Source organism: Owenweeksia hongkongensis DSM 17368 (assembly GCF_000236705.1).
Classification (GTDB): Bacteria; Bacteroidota; Bacteroidia; order Flavobacteriales; family Schleiferiaceae; genus Owenweeksia; species Owenweeksia hongkongensis.
In genome coordinates this window covers 3,417,778-3,434,173 of record NC_016599.1, presented here as the reverse complement: position 1 = coordinate 3,434,173, position 16,396 = coordinate 3,417,778, and the positions used below count along the sequence as shown (strand labels likewise).

18 protein-coding genes are annotated in these 16,396 nt (G+C 41.5%); 15 read left to right on the top strand and 3 right to left on the bottom strand.

Annotated elements, in window-relative coordinates; all coding sequences use genetic code 11:
* The 4 genes from murA (at nucleotide 1) to dnaJ (ending at nucleotide 3,838) form a co-directional block, all read left to right on the top strand.
* The gene (gene murA / locus OWEHO_RS15065) at nucleotides 1–1,308 is read left to right on the top strand and encodes a UDP-N-acetylglucosamine 1-carboxyvinyltransferase (protein WP_014203352.1); all 1,308 of its coding nucleotides are present in this window, start codon (nucleotides 1–3) and stop codon (nucleotides 1,306–1,308) included.
* 105 nt (nucleotides 1,309–1,413) lie between these two features.
* Nucleotides 1,414–1,980 carry a TlpA family protein disulfide reductase gene (locus tag OWEHO_RS15060; protein WP_014203351.1) on the top strand — a complete coding sequence of 189 codons (567 nt, stop codon included), beginning with the start codon at nucleotides 1,414–1,416 and terminating at the stop codon, nucleotides 1,978–1,980.
* Nucleotides 1,981–2,113: 133 nt separating this feature from the next.
* The gene (locus tag OWEHO_RS15055) at nucleotides 2,114–2,680 is read left to right on the top strand and encodes a nucleotide exchange factor GrpE (RefSeq protein ID WP_014203350.1); all 567 of its coding nucleotides are present in this window, start codon (nucleotides 2,114–2,116) and stop codon (nucleotides 2,678–2,680) included.
* A gap of 9 nt (nucleotides 2,681–2,689) precedes the next feature.
* Nucleotides 2,690–3,838 (top strand): molecular chaperone DnaJ, encoded by a 1,149-nt coding sequence (gene dnaJ / locus OWEHO_RS15050; RefSeq protein WP_014203349.1) that lies wholly within the window; start codon nucleotides 2,690–2,692, stop codon nucleotides 3,836–3,838.
* A 77-nt stretch (nucleotides 3,839–3,915) separates the two neighbouring features.
* Here the strand turns inward: dnaJ and OWEHO_RS15045 are convergent, their stop codons facing one another.
* Together OWEHO_RS15045 and OWEHO_RS15040 are read right to left on the bottom strand one after the other, a co-directional pair.
* Complete coding sequence (locus tag OWEHO_RS15045) at nucleotides 3,916–4,569, bottom strand: hypothetical protein (protein WP_014203348.1); 654 nt, start codon at nucleotides 4,567–4,569, stop codon at nucleotides 3,916–3,918.
* 15 nt (nucleotides 4,570–4,584) lie between these two features.
* Nucleotides 4,585–5,175 carry a papain-like cysteine protease family protein gene (locus OWEHO_RS15040; protein ID WP_014203347.1) on the bottom strand — a complete coding sequence of 197 codons (591 nt, stop codon included), beginning with the start codon at nucleotides 5,173–5,175 and terminating at the stop codon, nucleotides 4,585–4,587.
* A 221-nt stretch (nucleotides 5,176–5,396) separates the two neighbouring features.
* Here OWEHO_RS15040 and OWEHO_RS15035 point away from each other — a divergent pair, with 221 nt between their 5' ends.
* From OWEHO_RS15035 to OWEHO_RS18065, 9 genes are all read left to right on the top strand, one after another.
* Nucleotides 5,397–6,293, top strand: coding sequence for an ABC transporter ATP-binding protein (locus OWEHO_RS15035; protein ID WP_014203346.1), 897 nt, complete (start codon nucleotides 5,397–5,399; stop codon nucleotides 6,291–6,293).
* Complete coding sequence (locus tag OWEHO_RS15030; RefSeq protein ID WP_014203345.1) at nucleotides 6,293–7,603, top strand: ABC transporter permease; 1,311 nt, start codon at nucleotides 6,293–6,295, stop codon at nucleotides 7,601–7,603. Before OWEHO_RS15035 ends, OWEHO_RS15030 begins: the two co-directional genes overlap by 1 nt.
* Complete coding sequence (locus tag OWEHO_RS15025) at nucleotides 7,603–8,451, top strand: mechanosensitive ion channel family protein (protein WP_014203344.1); 849 nt, start codon at nucleotides 7,603–7,605, stop codon at nucleotides 8,449–8,451. The genes OWEHO_RS15030 and OWEHO_RS15025 overlap by 1 nt, the downstream gene beginning before the upstream one ends.
* Complete coding sequence (locus OWEHO_RS15020) at nucleotides 8,448–9,392, top strand: Ppx/GppA phosphatase family protein (protein WP_014203343.1); 945 nt, start codon at nucleotides 8,448–8,450, stop codon at nucleotides 9,390–9,392. Before OWEHO_RS15025 ends, OWEHO_RS15020 begins: the two co-directional genes overlap by 4 nt.
* Nucleotides 9,371–10,534 carry a sigma-54-dependent transcriptional regulator gene (locus OWEHO_RS15015; RefSeq protein WP_014203342.1) on the top strand — a complete coding sequence of 388 codons (1,164 nt, stop codon included), beginning with the start codon at nucleotides 9,371–9,373 and terminating at the stop codon, nucleotides 10,532–10,534. Before OWEHO_RS15020 ends, OWEHO_RS15015 begins: the two co-directional genes overlap by 22 nt.
* 33 nt (nucleotides 10,535–10,567) lie before the next feature.
* Nucleotides 10,568–11,254, top strand: coding sequence for a hypothetical protein (locus tag OWEHO_RS15010; protein ID WP_014203341.1), 687 nt, complete (start codon nucleotides 10,568–10,570; stop codon nucleotides 11,252–11,254).
* A 248-nt stretch (nucleotides 11,255–11,502) separates the two neighbouring features.
* Nucleotides 11,503–11,736 carry a hypothetical protein gene (locus OWEHO_RS15005; RefSeq protein ID WP_014203340.1) on the top strand — a complete coding sequence of 78 codons (234 nt, stop codon included), beginning with the start codon at nucleotides 11,503–11,505 and terminating at the stop codon, nucleotides 11,734–11,736.
* A gap of 30 nt (nucleotides 11,737–11,766) precedes the next feature.
* Nucleotides 11,767–13,101 (top strand): MATE family efflux transporter, encoded by a 1,335-nt coding sequence (locus OWEHO_RS15000; protein ID WP_014203339.1) that lies wholly within the window; start codon nucleotides 11,767–11,769, stop codon nucleotides 13,099–13,101.
* A complete protein-coding gene (locus tag OWEHO_RS18065; RefSeq protein ID WP_014203338.1) occupies nucleotides 13,094–13,630 on the top strand; it encodes a biotin transporter BioY in 537 nt (178 codons plus the stop codon). Before OWEHO_RS15000 ends, OWEHO_RS18065 begins: the two co-directional genes overlap by 8 nt.
* Nucleotides 13,631–13,639: 9 nt before the next feature.
* Here the strand turns inward: OWEHO_RS18065 and OWEHO_RS18060 are convergent, their stop codons facing one another.
* A complete protein-coding gene (locus OWEHO_RS18060; RefSeq protein ID WP_169312801.1) occupies nucleotides 13,640–14,173 on the bottom strand; it encodes a plastocyanin/azurin family copper-binding protein in 534 nt (177 codons plus the stop codon).
* Between the two features lie 70 nt (nucleotides 14,174–14,243).
* On the opposite strand from OWEHO_RS18060, the gene OWEHO_RS14985 reads away from it, so the two are divergent.
* Both OWEHO_RS14985 and OWEHO_RS14980 read left to right on the top strand, forming a co-directional pair.
* Complete coding sequence (locus OWEHO_RS14985) at nucleotides 14,244–15,311, top strand: glycosyltransferase (RefSeq protein ID WP_014203336.1); 1,068 nt, start codon at nucleotides 14,244–14,246, stop codon at nucleotides 15,309–15,311.
* Nucleotides 15,308–16,396, top strand: coding sequence for a DUF1972 domain-containing protein (locus tag OWEHO_RS14980; RefSeq protein WP_014203335.1), 1,089 nt, complete (start codon nucleotides 15,308–15,310; stop codon nucleotides 16,394–16,396). The genes OWEHO_RS14985 and OWEHO_RS14980 overlap by 4 nt, the downstream gene beginning before the upstream one ends.

The window sequence follows — 16,396 nt, the reverse complement described above, 5'->3', positions numbered from 1 at the left end:
TTGGGAACATTTCAAATTACTGGCGGAAAAAAACTTAAAGGAAACATCATCCCGCAAGGCGCCAAAAACGAAGCACTACAAGTAATCTGTGCAGTGCTCCTTACCGATGAAAAAGTAACTATCAGCAACATTCCTGACATCAGGGATGTAAATAAGCTAATTGATTTGTTGGCTGATCTTGGCGTAAGCATTCAGCGCCAAGGACCGGGCAGCTACAGCTTCAAAGCTGATGACCTCAATTTAGATTACATGACATCTCCTGAATTTAAGGAGAAAGGTGGTGCCCTTCGTGGCTCCATCATGATTGTAGGTCCACTTTTGGCAAGGTTCGGCAAGGGTTTTATTCCCAAGCCTGGTGGCGACAAAATTGGAAGACGCAGATTGGATACCCACTTTATAGGTTTCCAAAAGCTTGGCGCAAAATTCCGCTACAATCAGGATGAATCATTTTACGGTGTAGAAGGCAAAAAATTGAAAGGTGCCGATATGCTGCTTGATGAAGCTTCTGTTACCGGAACTGCCAATATCATAATGGCCGCTGTTTTGGCCGAAGGCACCACAACTATTTACAATGCCGCTTGCGAACCATACATTCAGCAGCTTTGTAAAATGCTAAATAGCATGGGGGCTAATATTAAAGGTATCAGCTCCAACCTTCTTACCATTGAAGGTGTAAAAGAATTAGGTGGTTGTGAGCATCGCATTTTGCCAGACATGATAGAGATTGGATCATGGATTGGTATGGCAGCCATGACCGGCTCAGAGATTACCATTAAAGATGTGTGCTACGATGAGCTTGGCGTAATCCCTACCATGTTCCGCAAGATGGGAATTAAGCTTGAGCGAGTAGGTGATGATATTCACATCCCGGCACAAGATCACTACGAAATAGAAAACTACATTGATGGTTCCATTTTAACCATTGCCGATGCACCATGGCCAGGTTTCACACCTGATCTTTTGAGCATTGCTTTGGTAGTTGCCACACAAGCCAGAGGTAGTGTTTTGATTCATCAAAAGATGTTTGAGAGTCGTCTTTTCTTTGTAGACAAACTGATAGACATGGGTGCCCAGATTATACTTTGTGATCCACACCGTGCTACTGTGATTGGTATCGACAAGCAAGTTCCGCTAAAAGCGACCACCATGACCAGCCCTGATATACGTGCGGGTATTTCACTTTTGATTGCTGCGCTTAGCGCAGATGGCGTGAGTACCATTCACAATATTGAGCAAATCGATCGTGGTTACCAAAACATTGATGAGCGACTTCGCGCAATTGGCGCAGAAATTGTAAGGTTGGATTGATCGTCTATCCTGCTATTTCCACAAACTCATTTTAATTTTGAAAAATCAACTTGTGGTTGTATGTTGCGATAGACATTTGAAATCATTTGAAATAAACATATTTACATGAACGTATTTAAGAAACCATTATCACTTATCGCTTTAGCTTTTGTCACTTTCGTGGGATTAGGATTTGCTTCTGATTGGAACTCTCACCCTGAAAGATATGGCAACGAAGACCAAAGCAAAGTGCTAAACATTGGCGACCCAGCCCCTGAACTTTCATTTACCGATCCTGAAGGAAATGTGCGCAAACTTTCTGACCTTAAAGGCAAAATTGTATTAGTAGATTTTTGGGCCAGCTGGTGCCGACCATGCAGAATGGAAAACCCTAATGTGGTAAAAACCTACAATAAATTTAAAGACGTAAAATTCAAAAGCGGAAAAGGTTTTGAAGTATATAGTGTGTCTTTAGACCGCAACAAAACAGACTGGACAAAAGCAATTGCAGCTGATGGTTTGGTTTGGGAAAACCACGTAAGCGACCTTAAATTTTGGCAATCTGCAGCAGCAGCTACTTACAATGTAAATGCTATCCCTGCTACTTTTTTGGTAGATGCTGACGGAGTAATTATTGCAAAAAACCTTAGAGGTGCAGCTTTGGAAAACACACTTTCCAAGTTGGCAAAGTAGAAGAATCATATTTACATAAATGACACTCAGACACCGGTGGATAATCCATCGGTGTTTTTTTATGCCACACTGACATTTTTTAAGTGATGGCAAGGCTTTTGACTATAGGTGTCCTTTGAAAAATAAGCTGAAAATGAGCGATAATCAGGAAGTGAAAGATCAACACAACGAAGAAACGGCTACACAAGACCAGCCGGTGAATGAGACTACAGAAGATACCAATGATGCTTCTGAAACCTCTGATAGCAAGATAGAAGAAGATCCTTTAGCAAAAATGGAGCAAGAGCTCAAGGATGCTAAAGACCAGCAGTTGAGACTATTTGCCGAGTTTGAAAACTTTAGAAAGCGTACTGCAAAAGAGCGCATTGAAATGTTTAGCACTGCCAATCAGGAATTGATGACAGCTATGCTACCTATTTTGGATGATTTTCAGCGTGCCATAAAGGCACAAGGTGATGATGCATCTGTAGAGGGCTTGAAGCTAATTTCACAGAAGTTTGAAAACACCTTGAAAAACAAGGGGCTTAAGCCAATGGACGAGACTACAGGAAAAGATTTTGATGCTGACACTATGGAAGCTGTAACTCAAATTCCTGCGCCAAGCAAAAAGCAGAAAGGCAAAGTAATAGACGAGCTAGAGCGTGGATACATGCTAGGAAATAAGATTTTGAGATACGCCAAAGTAGTAGTTGGTCAGTAAAATATAGCAATGGCAAAGAGAGATTATTACGACATATTAGGCATCAGTAAGGGTGCTTCGGCAGATGAAATAAAAAAGGCATATCGCAAGATGGCCGTGAAATTTCACCCGGACAAAAACCCTGATGACAAAGAAGCTGAAGCCAAATTTAAGGAAGCAGCAGAAGCCTATGAAGTACTGAGCAATGCTGACAAACGTGCACGCTACGACCAGTTTGGCCATGCCGGAATGGGCGGAGCAGCCGGAGGTGGCGGCTTTGGCGGTGGCGGAATGAACATGGAAGACATCTTTGAGCAATTCGGAGATATTTTTGGTGGAGCATTTGGCGGAAGCCGCGGTGGCGGTGGATTTGGAGGTTTTGGTGGTGGCCGTGGAGGCGGTGGCCGCAGAGTCTTCAAAGGAAGCAACCTGAGAGTACGCGTAAAAGTTACTCTTGAAGACATTGCCAATGGTGTAGAAAAGAGACTTCGTATTAAGCGCCAGGTTCCTGCCGACAATATTAGCTTTAAGAACTGTACTACCTGTAATGGAACTGGACAAACGTACCGCGTTACCAATACCATACTTGGGCAAATGCAAACCAGCACGACCTGCCCTACTTGTAATGGTTTAGGACAGACAATAGATAAAAAGCCTGCCGAAGCTGACGAGTATGGAATGATTCGCAAGGAAGAAACCGTATCTGTAAAAATACCTGCCGGAGTAATGGATGGTATGCAGCTTAAGGTTTCTGGCAAAGGAAATGCTGGCCCTATGGGCGGTGTAAATGGTGATCTTATTGTAGTAATAGAAGAGGAAAAACATCCAGACCTTGAAAGGGATGGTAACAACCTTCACTACGAACTATACATCAGTATGCCGGATGCTGTTTTGGGAACCAAAGCCGAAGTAAGTACGGTGAGTGGTAAAGCTCGCATTAAACTAGATGCCGGGACTCAACCAGGAAAAGTACTTCGCCTGCGCAACAAAGGTTTGCCAAGTGTAGAAGGCTACGGAACAGGTGATCTTTTGGTACACATAAATGTGTGGATACCTAAAGATATTACCAATGAGCAAAAGCGCATTTTCGAAAAAATGCAAGGAGAAACTGAGTTTGTACCAAACCCAGGAAAAGGTGAAAAGTCATTCTTTGATAAAGTAAAAGAGATGTTTACCTAAAAGGTAGATTCATAAATACAATAAGGGCGCTCAAATGAGCGCCCTTATTATTTACATCAAAATGCCTCGCAAATTATTTATTTCACCAACTCTCCTTTTTGAAGAGCCGCGCCATATTCTTTTTGGAAGCGAGCTGCTGCCTTTTGCACAGCAGGCAGCAACAAAGCTACCGTCATAGGCCTTTGCAATGAGTTACCTTCAAAATTGGTATAGTACATTTCCTTCCCTTGCTGATTCACAGCATAAATCACAGTTTGAAGATTGGGTACTTCATACGCAGTTATCGTTTTACTACCAGAAGCTTTCATAACTGTATTCAGATCATTGGCAAATGACATACCTCCAAGGCCCACAACTTTATATTCGCCCTTCATATTTCCCACGGTTATCACTGTTACCACATTTCCTCCATTCATCAATGGCACAATAGAAGTCGCAGAGGCTTCTTTATCTACCATATCACCAAGGCGGCTTGTACTATCCGCCTTGGTTAGTTTGTCAAACGAAAGTACCTGATGCGCTACAGGGGTTCCTGCTTGCGCACTTCCTAATTCATCTGCACTAACGCCCAGATTGATATCACGCCCGCTTTTCAAGACTTCCATCAAATCTTGCTTGCCCTTGTTAGCAGCTTCCATTATTGCTTTGTCATTATTTTGCCCGCTTAGCGCTGAAGAAACACATACCACAACAGCCAAAAAGCCAAATTTTATTTTTCTATACGTCTTCATCTCTCAAGTTTTTAATTAAGGTTTTTTAGCTAAATCATACCACGTCCTCCAGTGTGTGCTACTTCCTGCAGGATCCATATAGTGAGAATAGGTAATCAATCTTTCTTCTCCCACACATGGGCTCCAAGGATCGTTCAAAATCACATAATCAGTACCTGCTACAGTTATGTAACCTTTTACAACCAATACATGCCCCACCACTCCAGGTGTACCGTAAGCATAGCCCATTGGTTTCTTTTTGCAATAAATCTGCTTTTTGAGATTATCCCATGATAGGGCCGTGGTGGTCTCACTAAAAGTGAGTCCGGCAAAATCAAGCTCTAACCAGCCCGGTCTGTTACAGTCACTATTTTTGGGACATGAAGAGCCTTCATTGGCTGGGTCACAGCAATCGGTTTCACCAAAACGATGATTAGCCAAATCGCATTGCTTTACAGAAATGTCAAAATGCTCGGCAAGCATTTGCGTGGTAGCCGCCCAACACCAGTTGTTGGTTTCCTGATCGCGGAGTGTGTTGGGCACACTTCCAACAACTTCGGGCGTACAGCAGCTTGACAAGGCCATGCTGCCTATAAACATTGTTAAAAAAATTACTAGCTTTTTCATAGTAGATATTTGGATTGGTTTAGTGTAAAAGTACCCTATCTACTAGATCTATTCAAGTTTGATTTTCCATAAAGATCTAAATAACAACAAACTAACACTTTCGAAATTGAGTATTTGGACAAAATTGTAATGTAACCCGCAAGCTGTCTGCAAGTATCTTTTATTAATGCGTCATACTTGCATCACACTTCTTAAATTCACCTCCCAAAATAAAACAGCACATGAGCATCCTTTCCATTCGAGAGGTTTCAAAATATTACGGCAGCTATGCCGCTCTCAACAAGGTAAGCATCGAAATTCCCAAGGCCAGTATATTCGGTTTATTAGGGCCCAATGGTGCCGGAAAAACTTCCTTAATCCGAATTATAAACCAGATAACCGCGCCCGATAGTGGCGAGGTGCTACTTGATGGCAAAGCTTTAAAACCTGCGGACATTGCCCGCATTGGTTATTTACCGGAAGAGCGTGGCCTTTATCCCAAGATGAAAGTTGGTGAACAGCTCTTGTATTTGGCCAGACTTAAAGATTTGGACAAACAGGAAGCCATCAAAAGAATTAAGGATTGGTCAGAGCGATTTGAAATTGAGTCGTGGTACAATAAGAATATTGAAGAGCTCAGTAAAGGAATGGCGCAAAAGGTGCAGTTTATCGCCACCGTAATTCATCAGCCAGACTTGTTGATTTTTGATGAACCCTTTACGGGATTTGACCCCATCAATACCAATCTTATAAAAAGTGAAATCCGCAGATTGAGGGATGAAGGTGCCACCATCATTTTCTCTACCCACCGCATGGAGTCTGTAGAAGAAATATGTGATGAAATAGCACTAATCAATAAAGGAAACAAAATATTAGAAGGTCGTATAAAGCCCATCAAAAAGGAATTTGCTACCAATATATTTGAAGCTGAGCTAGAAAACTATACTGCATTCAGCAATCTGAATTCTGCTGACATTTTACAGCAAACTGAAGTTGACGGACATCTCTCGCTTCGCCTTTCGGCAAAAGCGGAAGCAAACGATTTAGCGCAAGAGTTGATGCAGTTTGGAAAGCTCACCCTCTTTAAAGAAGAAGTGCCGAGCCTCAATGATATTTTCATTCAAAAAGTACAAAACTGATGAACAAGACTTGGCTAATAATACAGCGTGAATTTAAAACACGCGTTCGCAAAAAGAGCTTCATCATCATGACGATTTTGGGCCCCATACTTTCGGCAGCACTATTCATACTTCCCGCTTACTTGGCTACCCTTCCGGAGGATACGCGCACCATTATGGTTTTGGATGAGCCTATCCTTATGGATTTTGACAAAGGGAAAGAAGACGTGAAATTTCGCTACCTCCCCCCCGACCAGTTTGATTTGGATAGAGCCAAAGACTTCTTTTCTAAACAAGAGGATTACGCATTTTTATACATCCCTACCAGTACCAATCCTGACCCGGATGTGATTGGCAGAAATGTGATTCTCTTTAGCAAAGGAGATGTAAATATGGGTGTGGAGAATTACGTAGAAAACATCCTTGAAAAGTACATTCAGCGCGAGAAAATGAAGGCTCAAGGCGTGGATCCGGCCATACTCGCTCAAACCAAAACCAATGTAAAATTACGAACCGTAAACATGGACGAAGGTGGCGAAACTGCCAGCCTGGCTCCCGTAAAAATGGGTATCGGCTACATTGCTGGTTTCCTGATTTATCTTTTTGTATTTGTATACGGAGCTCAGGTTATGCGTGGAGTTATTGAAGAAAAAACCAGTCGCATTGTAGAAGTTATGATTTCTTCCGTAAAACCATTCCAGCTAATGGCAGGTAAGATTTTTGGACTGGCAGCCGTGGCACTCACTCAGTTTTTAATTTGGGTGATTTTTGGAATAGGCCTTTATCTGGTTGCCGTTCATTTTATTTTAGGTAATGAAATTGATGCCGCAAATGTTGCCTCCCAAGGCATGATGACGCCTGATAATGACAATATGATTTTTAGCATCATCAACACTATTGATGCCATTAACTTCCCATACATCATCGGCTGTTTTATTTTCTATTTCCTTTTTGGATACTTGCTTTACGCAGCCATGTTTGCCGCCATCGGCTCTGCTGTAGACAAGGAATCAGACACCCAACAGTTTATGTTTTCAGTGAGCTTGCCGCTGATTGCAGCCATCATTGTTTTAATCAGAGCTTTGGACAACCCTGATGGCAGCATTGCCTTTTGGTTTTCGATGATTCCACTCACCTCCCCTATTGTGATGATGGCTCGAGTGCCGTTCAATATTCCTATTTGGGAGCTGGCACTTTCAATGTCTATTTTAATAGCCTCATTTATATTTATGACTTGGCTTGCCGGACGCATTTATAGAACCGGAATTTTGATGTATGGCAAAAAGCCTACTTTCAGAGAACTACTAAAATGGATCACCTATAAAAAATAATGGAGAGGTTTAAGCACTTTTTGGAATACACCATTTTTGAACTTGGAGAATTTTCGCTCCATGTGTTCAATATTTTCAACCTATTGGTAATATTCCTTCTTGCGCGCTTCGTACTATGGATTATCCACTTATATTTTAAGCGAAAGCATAAAGAAGGTAAAATTGACCACGGTAAGAAGTACGCCATTATTCAGCTGCTCACCTACCTTATTTATGTAATTGCTATTATTGTTGCGGTTGACAGCCTCGGCTTTAAAATCACCGTTATACTTGCAGGGTCCACAGCTCTGCTTGTTGGTCTGGGCTTAGGTCTACAAGATTTCTTTAGAGATTTAGTTGCCGGATTTATCATCCTTTCTGAAAGAACAGTAACCTCTGGCGATATTGTAGAGATAGGCGGAATAGTGGGGAAAGTAAAGGATGTGGGGCTGCGGACCACGAGCCTCATTACCCGCGAAGATATTGTAATGATAGTACCCAACACAAGACTCACCAACGAGCATGTTATCAACTGGTCTCAAAACAACAGTAAAGTAACCCGTTTTGAAATTAGAGTAAATGTGGCATTTGGGAGTGATACACAAAAAGTATGCACGCTTTTGACACAATGTGCCGAAAATCATGAGGATGTCATGAAGATTCCTGGGCCGGACGTATTGTTTCGTGAATTTGAAAAAGGCTCTTTAGACTTTGGTCTCACTTTTTATTCCAATAACCTATTTAGAATAGAACGAACCAAAAGCGATCTACGCTTTGCCATTGATAAGGCATTCCGTGAAAACAATATTGTTATTCCCTTTCCTCAGCAAGATGTTTGGGTTCGCCAATTTCCACAAAAAGAAGAATGAAAACAGCTGTAATAGATTTAGGCACCAATACTTTTAACCTCCTTATAAGAGATAATGAAACTGCGGAAGTATTAATAAATACCAAAATTGCAGTAAAACTTGGTGAAGGAGGCCTCAATAAAAATGAAATTGCCAAGCCAGCTTTTGACCGAGGCATTGCCGCTTTGCGCAAACATAAAAAAACCATCCTTGAATTTGGAGCGGATCAAACCTATGCTTTTGCCACCTCTGCTATCCGATCTGCAAGTAATGGCAATACTTTTGTAAAGGAAGCCTTAAAAGAATGCAACATTAGCGTGAATGTAATTGATGGACAAAAGGAAGCTGAACTGATATACTTTGGCGTAAAACAAGCTTTACCCCTACCTGTGTCTACTTCTCTTATTATGGATATTGGTGGCGGCAGTACCGAATTTATAATTGCTGACTCTAGCAAAGTTCATTGGATACACAGCTTTAATTTGGGCGCCAGCCGACTGTTGGAAAAGTTCCAACCTTCAAACCCAATTACCACTGCTGAAATCAAGTCAATTGAGAAATACTTAGACACAGAGCTTTCTCCTTTGTGGGAGGCATGTGCCGATCATTCAGACATCACACTCATTGGTAGCAGCGGTTCATTTGATACCATGGCGGCAATGGTGCAAGCGGCATTTCCCAATGCAGGATATAACCCCTTGAATACTACTTATACTTTTGAAATAGGCCAGTTTGAAGCTGTGGCTCAAAAAATGCTAGACTTTACTTTAGAACAAAGATTAGCGACTCCAGGGATGATTCCAATGCGAGCCGACATGATTGTAATGGCCTGCATTCAAATAAACTTTGTACTGCAAAAGCTGGGAGTAAAATCCCTCAAATTATCAACTTACGCTTTAAAAGAAGGCGTATTTTTTACTTTAAACGAAACTAAAAACCCATGGCAAAAATCCTTATTGTAGAAGACGAAAAGGCCATTAGAAATGTGCTCAAAAATATTTTGAGCGATGAGGACAAAACCTTTGAAATAGATGAAGCCGAAAACGGCAAAATGGCCATTGACATGGTAGAAGAAAAGGAATATGACCTTTTGCTTTGCGACATAAAAATGCCGGGAGTTGATGGCATCGAAGTGCTTGAACATGTACGTGAAAAACATCCAGACACAGCCATCATTATGATTTCCGGACACGGAGATTTAGATACAGCTGTGGACAGCATGAAAAAAGGGGCTTATGATTATATCTCTAAGCCACCAGATTTAAACCGATTACTTACCACTGTTCGAAGAGCCTTAGACCGAACCGATCTTGTAAAAGAAAACAAAACCCTAAAAAAGAAGATTGCCAAAGGCTTTCAGATGATTGGTGAATCAGACGCTTTGGAGCAAATTAAAAGCATGATTGAAAAGGTAGCTCCCACCGATGCCCGTGTTTTGATTACCGGCCCAAACGGTACAGGGAAAGAGCTGGTAGCACACTGGGTTCATCAAAAAAGTGAGCGCAACAAGCAACCACTAATTGAGGTAAACTGCGCGGCCATTCCTTCTGAACTTATAGAGAGTGAACTTTTTGGACACAAAAAAGGAGCCTTTACCTCAGCAGTAAAAGACCGTAAAGGAAAATTTGAGCAAGCCAATGGTGGTACCCTGTTTTTGGATGAGATAGGCGATATGAGCCTTAGTGCTCAGGCCAAAGTGCTCCGAGCTTTGCAAGAAGGTAAAATCACCCCTGTAGGTGGAGACAAAGAAGTAAAAGTAAACGTACGCGTGCTAGCTGCTACCAACAAAGACCTTACTGAAGAAATAAAAGAAGGAAGGTTTAGAGAAGACCTTTACCACCGTCTTAGCGTAATTGTGATAAAGGTGCCTGCATTAAACGATAGAAAAGAAGACATACCTTTACTAACAGAGCATTTTGCTGGCAAGATTGCTGAAGAGCATGGTAATGCAGCCAAACAGTTTACTGAAGATGCAATCGTTGAACTTCAAAAGATAGACTGGACAGGTAACATCAGGGAACTTCGTAACGTGGTAGAGCGCCTGATAATATTGGGTGGCAAAGAGATTAATGGTTATGACGTGCGAACATTTGCTAGCAAATAGTGTAATTTACGTTGTAATCAACATCAAGTAAATATGAAATCTAAGCTACTAGTATTCGTGCTTTTTGCAGCATCCACAGCCGCATTTGCACAAATCCCTGGAGGCACATGGTTTGCCTCAGGCGGAATCTGTTTTGACAACAGTAAATCCACGAATCCAACCTTTAATGGAACAGACTTCACTGACTTGGAGAATAGCACAACTCAGTTTCAACTCAAACTTGGAGCGGGTTATGCTTTTAAAGAAAACCATGCTGCAGGATTGGGGTTTGGTATTGATAACACCAAAAACGTGAATGAATCCTTGAGCCAACCTGGTTCAGTACTTGTCACTAGCACAAATAAAACCAATAGTTTTTTTGTTGCTCCGTTCTACCGCTATTATTATTTCTGCGCTCCGCAATTGGCCATCATTGGCCAGGTTCATGTACCTATAGTATTTAGTGGAGGTGAACAAGTAACAGACTTTAGTGACAACACACCCTCTATCCGAAACGAAAGCCCGGGAAGCTTTGGAATTGGAGGGTGGGTAACTCCAACCTTTGCTTGGTTCCCTAAAAACACATGGTCTCTGGAAGCCAGTATAGGTCAAGTTGGTTTTTACAACGAAAGTTACAAAGATGATAATGACAACAGGCATAGCGATTCAGACTTTACCGCAAAACTTTGGTTGTTTCAACCTACACTAGCCTTTACTTATTATTTTAGAAGCAATGATTAAAACCTAATTATCTAAGATACATCTAAATAAAAGTGGCGTATGCAAATTGAAGTATGTGCCACTTTTTTTTGTTAAAAATATTTCAATAAAATCGCGGCCCCAGGTATTCTTGGCACCCGTTTTGAATTAGGTTTACCAACTATAAATTTTTGATTATTTACCCTAAAAAACAACCGCTCTGAAAAAATTTTCATCATCGGTTCAACCTGTTAGGGGTTTTATTATATTTAATGACAATACTGTAAATCATGGAGATACCTCACTTTTTATTAGCCGACAATACCGACATGCCAGATGATATCTTTATCGTGCATACTGAGTACCCTCGTTTTATATGGAATGTAAACCATGATGAGCTTGAATGGATTGATGATATTGAAGGCGAAGAAGAAGAGTTGGTAAATGATATCGCTTATCTTTTGGAGTGTGCCGAGTCTTTTTACGAACGTGAAATGAAACGCCACGAAGCCGAATTAATCTAATACTTTCGCAGGATATTATATCATCCTGCTTTGACCACAAAAGAACATATTAGCAAAAACTTCCATTTGGCCTGGCCAGTAATGCTTGGGCAATTGGGGCACGTAATGGTTGGCCTGGCCGATAGCATCATGATTGGGCAGATTGGTACTATTCCACTGGCGGCCGCTGCTTTTGCTAATTCCATATTTGTAATCCCCATGGTTTTTGGGATGGGCATGGCCTTTGGGCTCACTACACCTATTGCCAATGCTGATGGTGAAGGGCGCGCAGATAAAGCTGGAAGTTACCTGAGGCATGGCTTGGCGCTAAATATGTTTGTGGCGCTACTTATATTCTTGATTCTTCTCGGCTTTTCACAAATCACCCATCTATTGGGCCAAGAGCCTGAGGTGGTATCACTTTCAGGGTCTTACCTGATGATTATTACGTCCAGCATATTTCCCTTCATGCTATTTCTCACCTTCAAGCAATTTGCCGAAGGACTTTCACTTACTCGATTTGCCATGGTAGCCTCCATACTGGCAAACCTCCTCAATGTTCTATTTAATTATATCCTGATTTATGGCCATTGGGGCTTCCCTGCCTTAGGGCTTGATGGTGCTGGAATCGCCACCCTTACCTCAAGGATAATAATGGCTGCGATGATGTATTTATATGTTTTTAAGGGAAAACAATTCAAAAGCTATTTACAGCATTATAAGCACATAGAGTGGAAGCGCAAGCAGTTTAGAAAAATTACTCAAGTTGGGGTTCCTTCGGGACTGCAATACATTTTTGAAGTTTCAGCATTTGCCATTGCAGCCGTAATTGTTGGTCAAATTAGTGCCGAAGCTTTGGCTGCCCACCAAATTGCGATAAGCTTAGCCTCACTAAGCTACATGATGGCTACAGGCCTTGGTGCTGCCGCGGCTGTAAGAGTAGGCAACCAATTAGGAAAACGAGATTATCCAACTCTGCGTGCTGCTGCACGTACCACCTTTGCTATGACACTTGTTTTTATGGCGGCATGTGGCCTCCTATTTTTCTTTGGCAGAAATATGTTCCCTCTTTTCTACACAGATGATCTTTATGTAGCTGGCATTGCTTCTCAACTTTTGATTATTGCTGTGGTCTTTCAGCTGTCCGATGGAGTTCAAGTGGTAGCTCTTGGCGCTTTGCGCGGAATGAGTGACACCAAAATACCAACTTTCATTTCCTTCTTTTCGTATTGGGGAATGGGGCTATTACCTGCCTATTTTATGGGGATAACATTAGATATGGGACCACAAGGTGTGTGGTACGGATTGGCACTCGGCCTAACTGTGGCTTCTATCCTGCTCTATTGGCGCTTTGAACATAAAGTAAAACAATTGATTCATGAATAAAACTCAAATAACAGTTGGCCTTGTAGCCTTACTCATCACCTGCCTTTTGGCGCCCTTCTTCTTTTACATAGGTCCGATTCCTATGACTTTGCAAACGCTTGTTTTATTTACTATGGCAGCCGTGCTTGGCAAAAGAATGGGATTTTTAATAGCTTCCATATACCTAATTCTTGGTGCGATTAGCCTACCTGTATTTGCAGCTTGGCAAAGTGGCTATGAGCACTTGTTAGGACGCACAGCAGGTTTCCTTTGGGCTTTTCCTTTTGTATGTTACTACATAGGCTGGCAAGTAGAAAAAGGAGAAAAAACTTATATCCACACCATTATTTATTTTTTTAGGGCGCATCTCATTTTATTAATCCCTGGGGCCATTGTAGCTTACGGTAATTATGGTGGTGAGCTCGTAGACGGAATAATCAGGCTTTTGCCAGGCTTACTTATAAAATCTGGTGTTGGAGGACTTTTGAGCTTTTGGCTCATAAAAAAACTCCCATCCAAATGGACGGGAGCTAGTTCTATTCAGCAGTAAACTACTGTTTTACTTTACCAAGAAAACACCTTTCATAGCGGTGTGTCCCGGATAAGTACAAATGTATTGGTATGTACCCGCTTTAGTAGGAGCTGTAAATTCCACTACCACAGTTTCGCCTGGATTAGCCATACTAGTAGCAGCTAGCACATTGCTATTTTCTGATATATAATCTTTATCAGGGCCAGCTTCCAGGGCTTGCGTAGCCACTTCTTCTTGAGTACCGGCATTGATAAGCACAAAATTGTGAATCATTGCCTCACTTTTAGCCGTATTCATAAGAGTTACTTTCACCTTGGCTCCTGCCGGAACCTCCAATCGCTTAGGCTCAAAAGCCATATCGGTCATCAGTTCTCCGGTTGTTTTCACTTCCAAAGATACTTCTTTGGCCTCCATGGTTTCAGTTTTCACTGGAGTTGTTTCTTCCATTTTAGTCTCCGTTTGGTCGGTAGACTTTTCTTGGGTTTTGTTAGCATCTGCATCACCACCTCCACAAGAAGCCATGAATGCTGTAATTACCAACATTGAAATTATTCTTTTCATTTGTTTGAAATTTGATTTAATAGATTCGTACTCTTGAACACCCCACATCAAGTAAGGTTCAAGCAAACTTATGAATGTTTTATTTACAAGCCGATCTACATTATTTACCCAGCCCGGTGGCGATACTTTGCAGGTAGAGCAAACCGCCAAATATTTGAGAGACTTGGGGCATACGGTGGATATAAAACTGTGTGGAGAGAGGATTAATATTAATGATTATCAGTTAGTTCATTTTTTCAACATCATTCGCCCTGCGGATCTTAGGCTTAATATTCCAAAACAGATTCCTCTGGTGGTAAGTTCCATCTATCATGATTATTCTGAATATGACAAACTGTATCGAAGCACTAGCAGCAAACTCTTGTACCGCTTGTTTGGAAAATTCGGGCTGGAATATATAAAGGTAAACCTGCGCTGGCTGAACGGTAGCGATACATTTCCTGGTTTGAAATTTCTCCTTTCGGGTAACCGAAAAAGCATAAAAGCATTGCTCAAGCAATCACAATATATGTTTACCACTTCTCACCAGGAAGCTGAGTTGATAGAGAGAGAGATAGGTTTGGTCCCTCCATATAAAAAGGTAAATCTAGGTAGTGAGCACATTTCCGTTTCTCCATCAAGTTCCCGTGAAGGGGTGCTTTGTGCAGCGCGCATTGAAGGTTTCAAAAATCAGCTCAACCTCATCAAGGCATTAAAAGACACCAACATTCCATTAACCATAACAGGAGCGGCAGCGGCAAATCACTCAGCATATTATGAAGCATGCCAGCAAGAAGCAGGTGAAAATGTGTCTTTTTTAGGAAGGGTATCAAAGGAAGAATTGGAAAAGCAGTTTGGAAAAGCAAAGGTTCATGCACTCATCAGCTATTATGAAACCACAGGGCTTTCCACTTTAGAAGCTTTAAAAGCCGGCTGCAATGTGGTGATTACGGATAGAGGAGCACAAAAAGAAATATTCGGAAACCATGCGTATTACTGCGAACCCAATGACATTGCTTCCATAAGAGAGGCTGTGGAGACCGCTCTGGCAGGTGAAAGTAATCATCAACAATGGGTAGAAGAAAACTTTAGCTGGAAGAAAGCTGCAAAGGAAATTTCTGATATTTACCAATCTCTAATGAAGGACTCTACAACATGAAAATTGGGATAATTGGCACCCGAGGTATTCCGAATTACTATGGTGGTTTTGAAGAATGTGCGCAGCAAATTGCTACACGCATGGCTTCGCGCGGACATCAAGTCATTGTGTACAATTCGCATAGCCATCCCTATCAGCAAAAAGATTTTGAAGGTGTTGAAATCATTCACAAATATGACCCAGAGCACAGAATAGGAACAGCCGGTCAATTTATTTATGACTTAAATTGCATACTTGATGCCCGATGGAGAAACTTTGACGCCATACTTATGTTGGGCTATACTTCAAGCAGTATTTGGCAACGTTTGATTCCTCATAAATCGGCTATCATTACCAATATGGATGGCTTGGAGTGGAAGCGCAGCAAGTATTCACCGCGGGTGCAGCGATTTTTAAAAAGAGCCGAAAAATGGGCTGCCAATGGTAGTCATGTTTTAATAGCCGACTCCGTAGAAATTCAAAATTACCTCAATAAGAAATATAAAAATCAGGTAATCTTCATTCCATACGGAGCTGAAAAATTCAAAAGTGCCAACCCGAACATTCTAGAAAAATATGGTGTAGAACCCGGAGAATATAACTTGGTTATTGCTCGGCTGGAGCCAGAAAATAATCTGGAAACTATATTGGGAGGCATTCAAAAAAGCAAATCTCCAAAAGTAACCTTGGTGGTAGGAAATCACGAAACCAGCTATGGCGAGTACCTTAAATCAACCTTTAAAGACAGCCGAATTCGCTTTATAAAAGCTACTTACAAAAAGGAGAATATTTACAACCTCCGTTATTTTTCCCACATTTTCTTCCATGGCCATTCAGTGGGGGGAACAAATCCATCATTACTTGAGGCCATGGGCTGTAGTTCCATGATTTGTGCCCATGACAATCCTTTTAACAGAGAAGTGCTAGGCGATGATGCCACCTACTTTATGGACGTAAACGATGTGGCCAATGCAGCTGATTTATTGGAAAGAAACGACATCCAGATTCAAAAGATTAAAAACAATATTGGGAAGCTAAATAACCGCTACAACTGGGATTTGGTGAGCGAACAGTACGAGTTGGTTTTTCAGCAGGCTGCTATTTAA

Excerpts from the sequence above, each read along its gene's own strand:
- OWEHO_RS15060 (WP_014203351.1), top strand. The coding sequence starts at position 1,414 with ATGAACGTATTTAAGAAACCATTATCACTTATCGCTTTAGCTTTTGTC.
- OWEHO_RS15055 (WP_014203350.1), top strand. The coding sequence starts at position 2,114 with ATGAGCGATAATCAGGAAGTGAAAGATCAACACAACGAAGAAACGGCT.
- dnaJ (WP_014203349.1), top strand. The coding sequence starts at position 2,690 with ATGGCAAAGAGAGATTATTACGACATATTAGGCATCAGTAAGGGTGCT.
- OWEHO_RS15045 (WP_014203348.1), bottom strand. The coding sequence starts at position 4,569 with ATGAAGACGTATAGAAAAATAAAATTTGGCTTTTTGGCTGTTGTGGTA.
- OWEHO_RS15040 (WP_014203347.1), bottom strand. The coding sequence starts at position 5,175 with ATGAAAAAGCTAGTAATTTTTTTAACAATGTTTATAGGCAGCATGGCC.
- OWEHO_RS15035 (WP_014203346.1), top strand. The coding sequence starts at position 5,397 with ATGAGCATCCTTTCCATTCGAGAGGTTTCAAAATATTACGGCAGCTAT.
- OWEHO_RS15030 (WP_014203345.1), top strand. The coding sequence starts at position 6,293 with ATGAACAAGACTTGGCTAATAATACAGCGTGAATTTAAAACACGCGTT.
- OWEHO_RS15025 (WP_014203344.1), top strand. The coding sequence starts at position 7,603 with ATGGAGAGGTTTAAGCACTTTTTGGAATACACCATTTTTGAACTTGGA.
- OWEHO_RS15020 (WP_014203343.1), top strand. The coding sequence starts at position 8,448 with ATGAAAACAGCTGTAATAGATTTAGGCACCAATACTTTTAACCTCCTT.
- OWEHO_RS15015 (WP_014203342.1), top strand. The coding sequence starts at position 9,371 with ATGGCAAAAATCCTTATTGTAGAAGACGAAAAGGCCATTAGAAATGTG.
- OWEHO_RS15010 (WP_014203341.1), top strand. The coding sequence starts at position 10,568 with ATGAAATCTAAGCTACTAGTATTCGTGCTTTTTGCAGCATCCACAGCC.
- OWEHO_RS15005 (WP_014203340.1), top strand. The coding sequence starts at position 11,503 with ATGGAGATACCTCACTTTTTATTAGCCGACAATACCGACATGCCAGAT.
- OWEHO_RS18065 (WP_014203338.1), top strand. The coding sequence starts at position 13,094 with ATGAATAAAACTCAAATAACAGTTGGCCTTGTAGCCTTACTCATCACC.
- OWEHO_RS18060 (WP_169312801.1), bottom strand. The coding sequence starts at position 14,173 with ATGAAAAGAATAATTTCAATGTTGGTAATTACAGCATTCATGGCTTCT.
- OWEHO_RS14985 (WP_014203336.1), top strand. The coding sequence starts at position 14,244 with ATGAATGTTTTATTTACAAGCCGATCTACATTATTTACCCAGCCCGGT.
- OWEHO_RS14980 (WP_014203335.1), top strand. The coding sequence starts at position 15,308 with ATGAAAATTGGGATAATTGGCACCCGAGGTATTCCGAATTACTATGGT.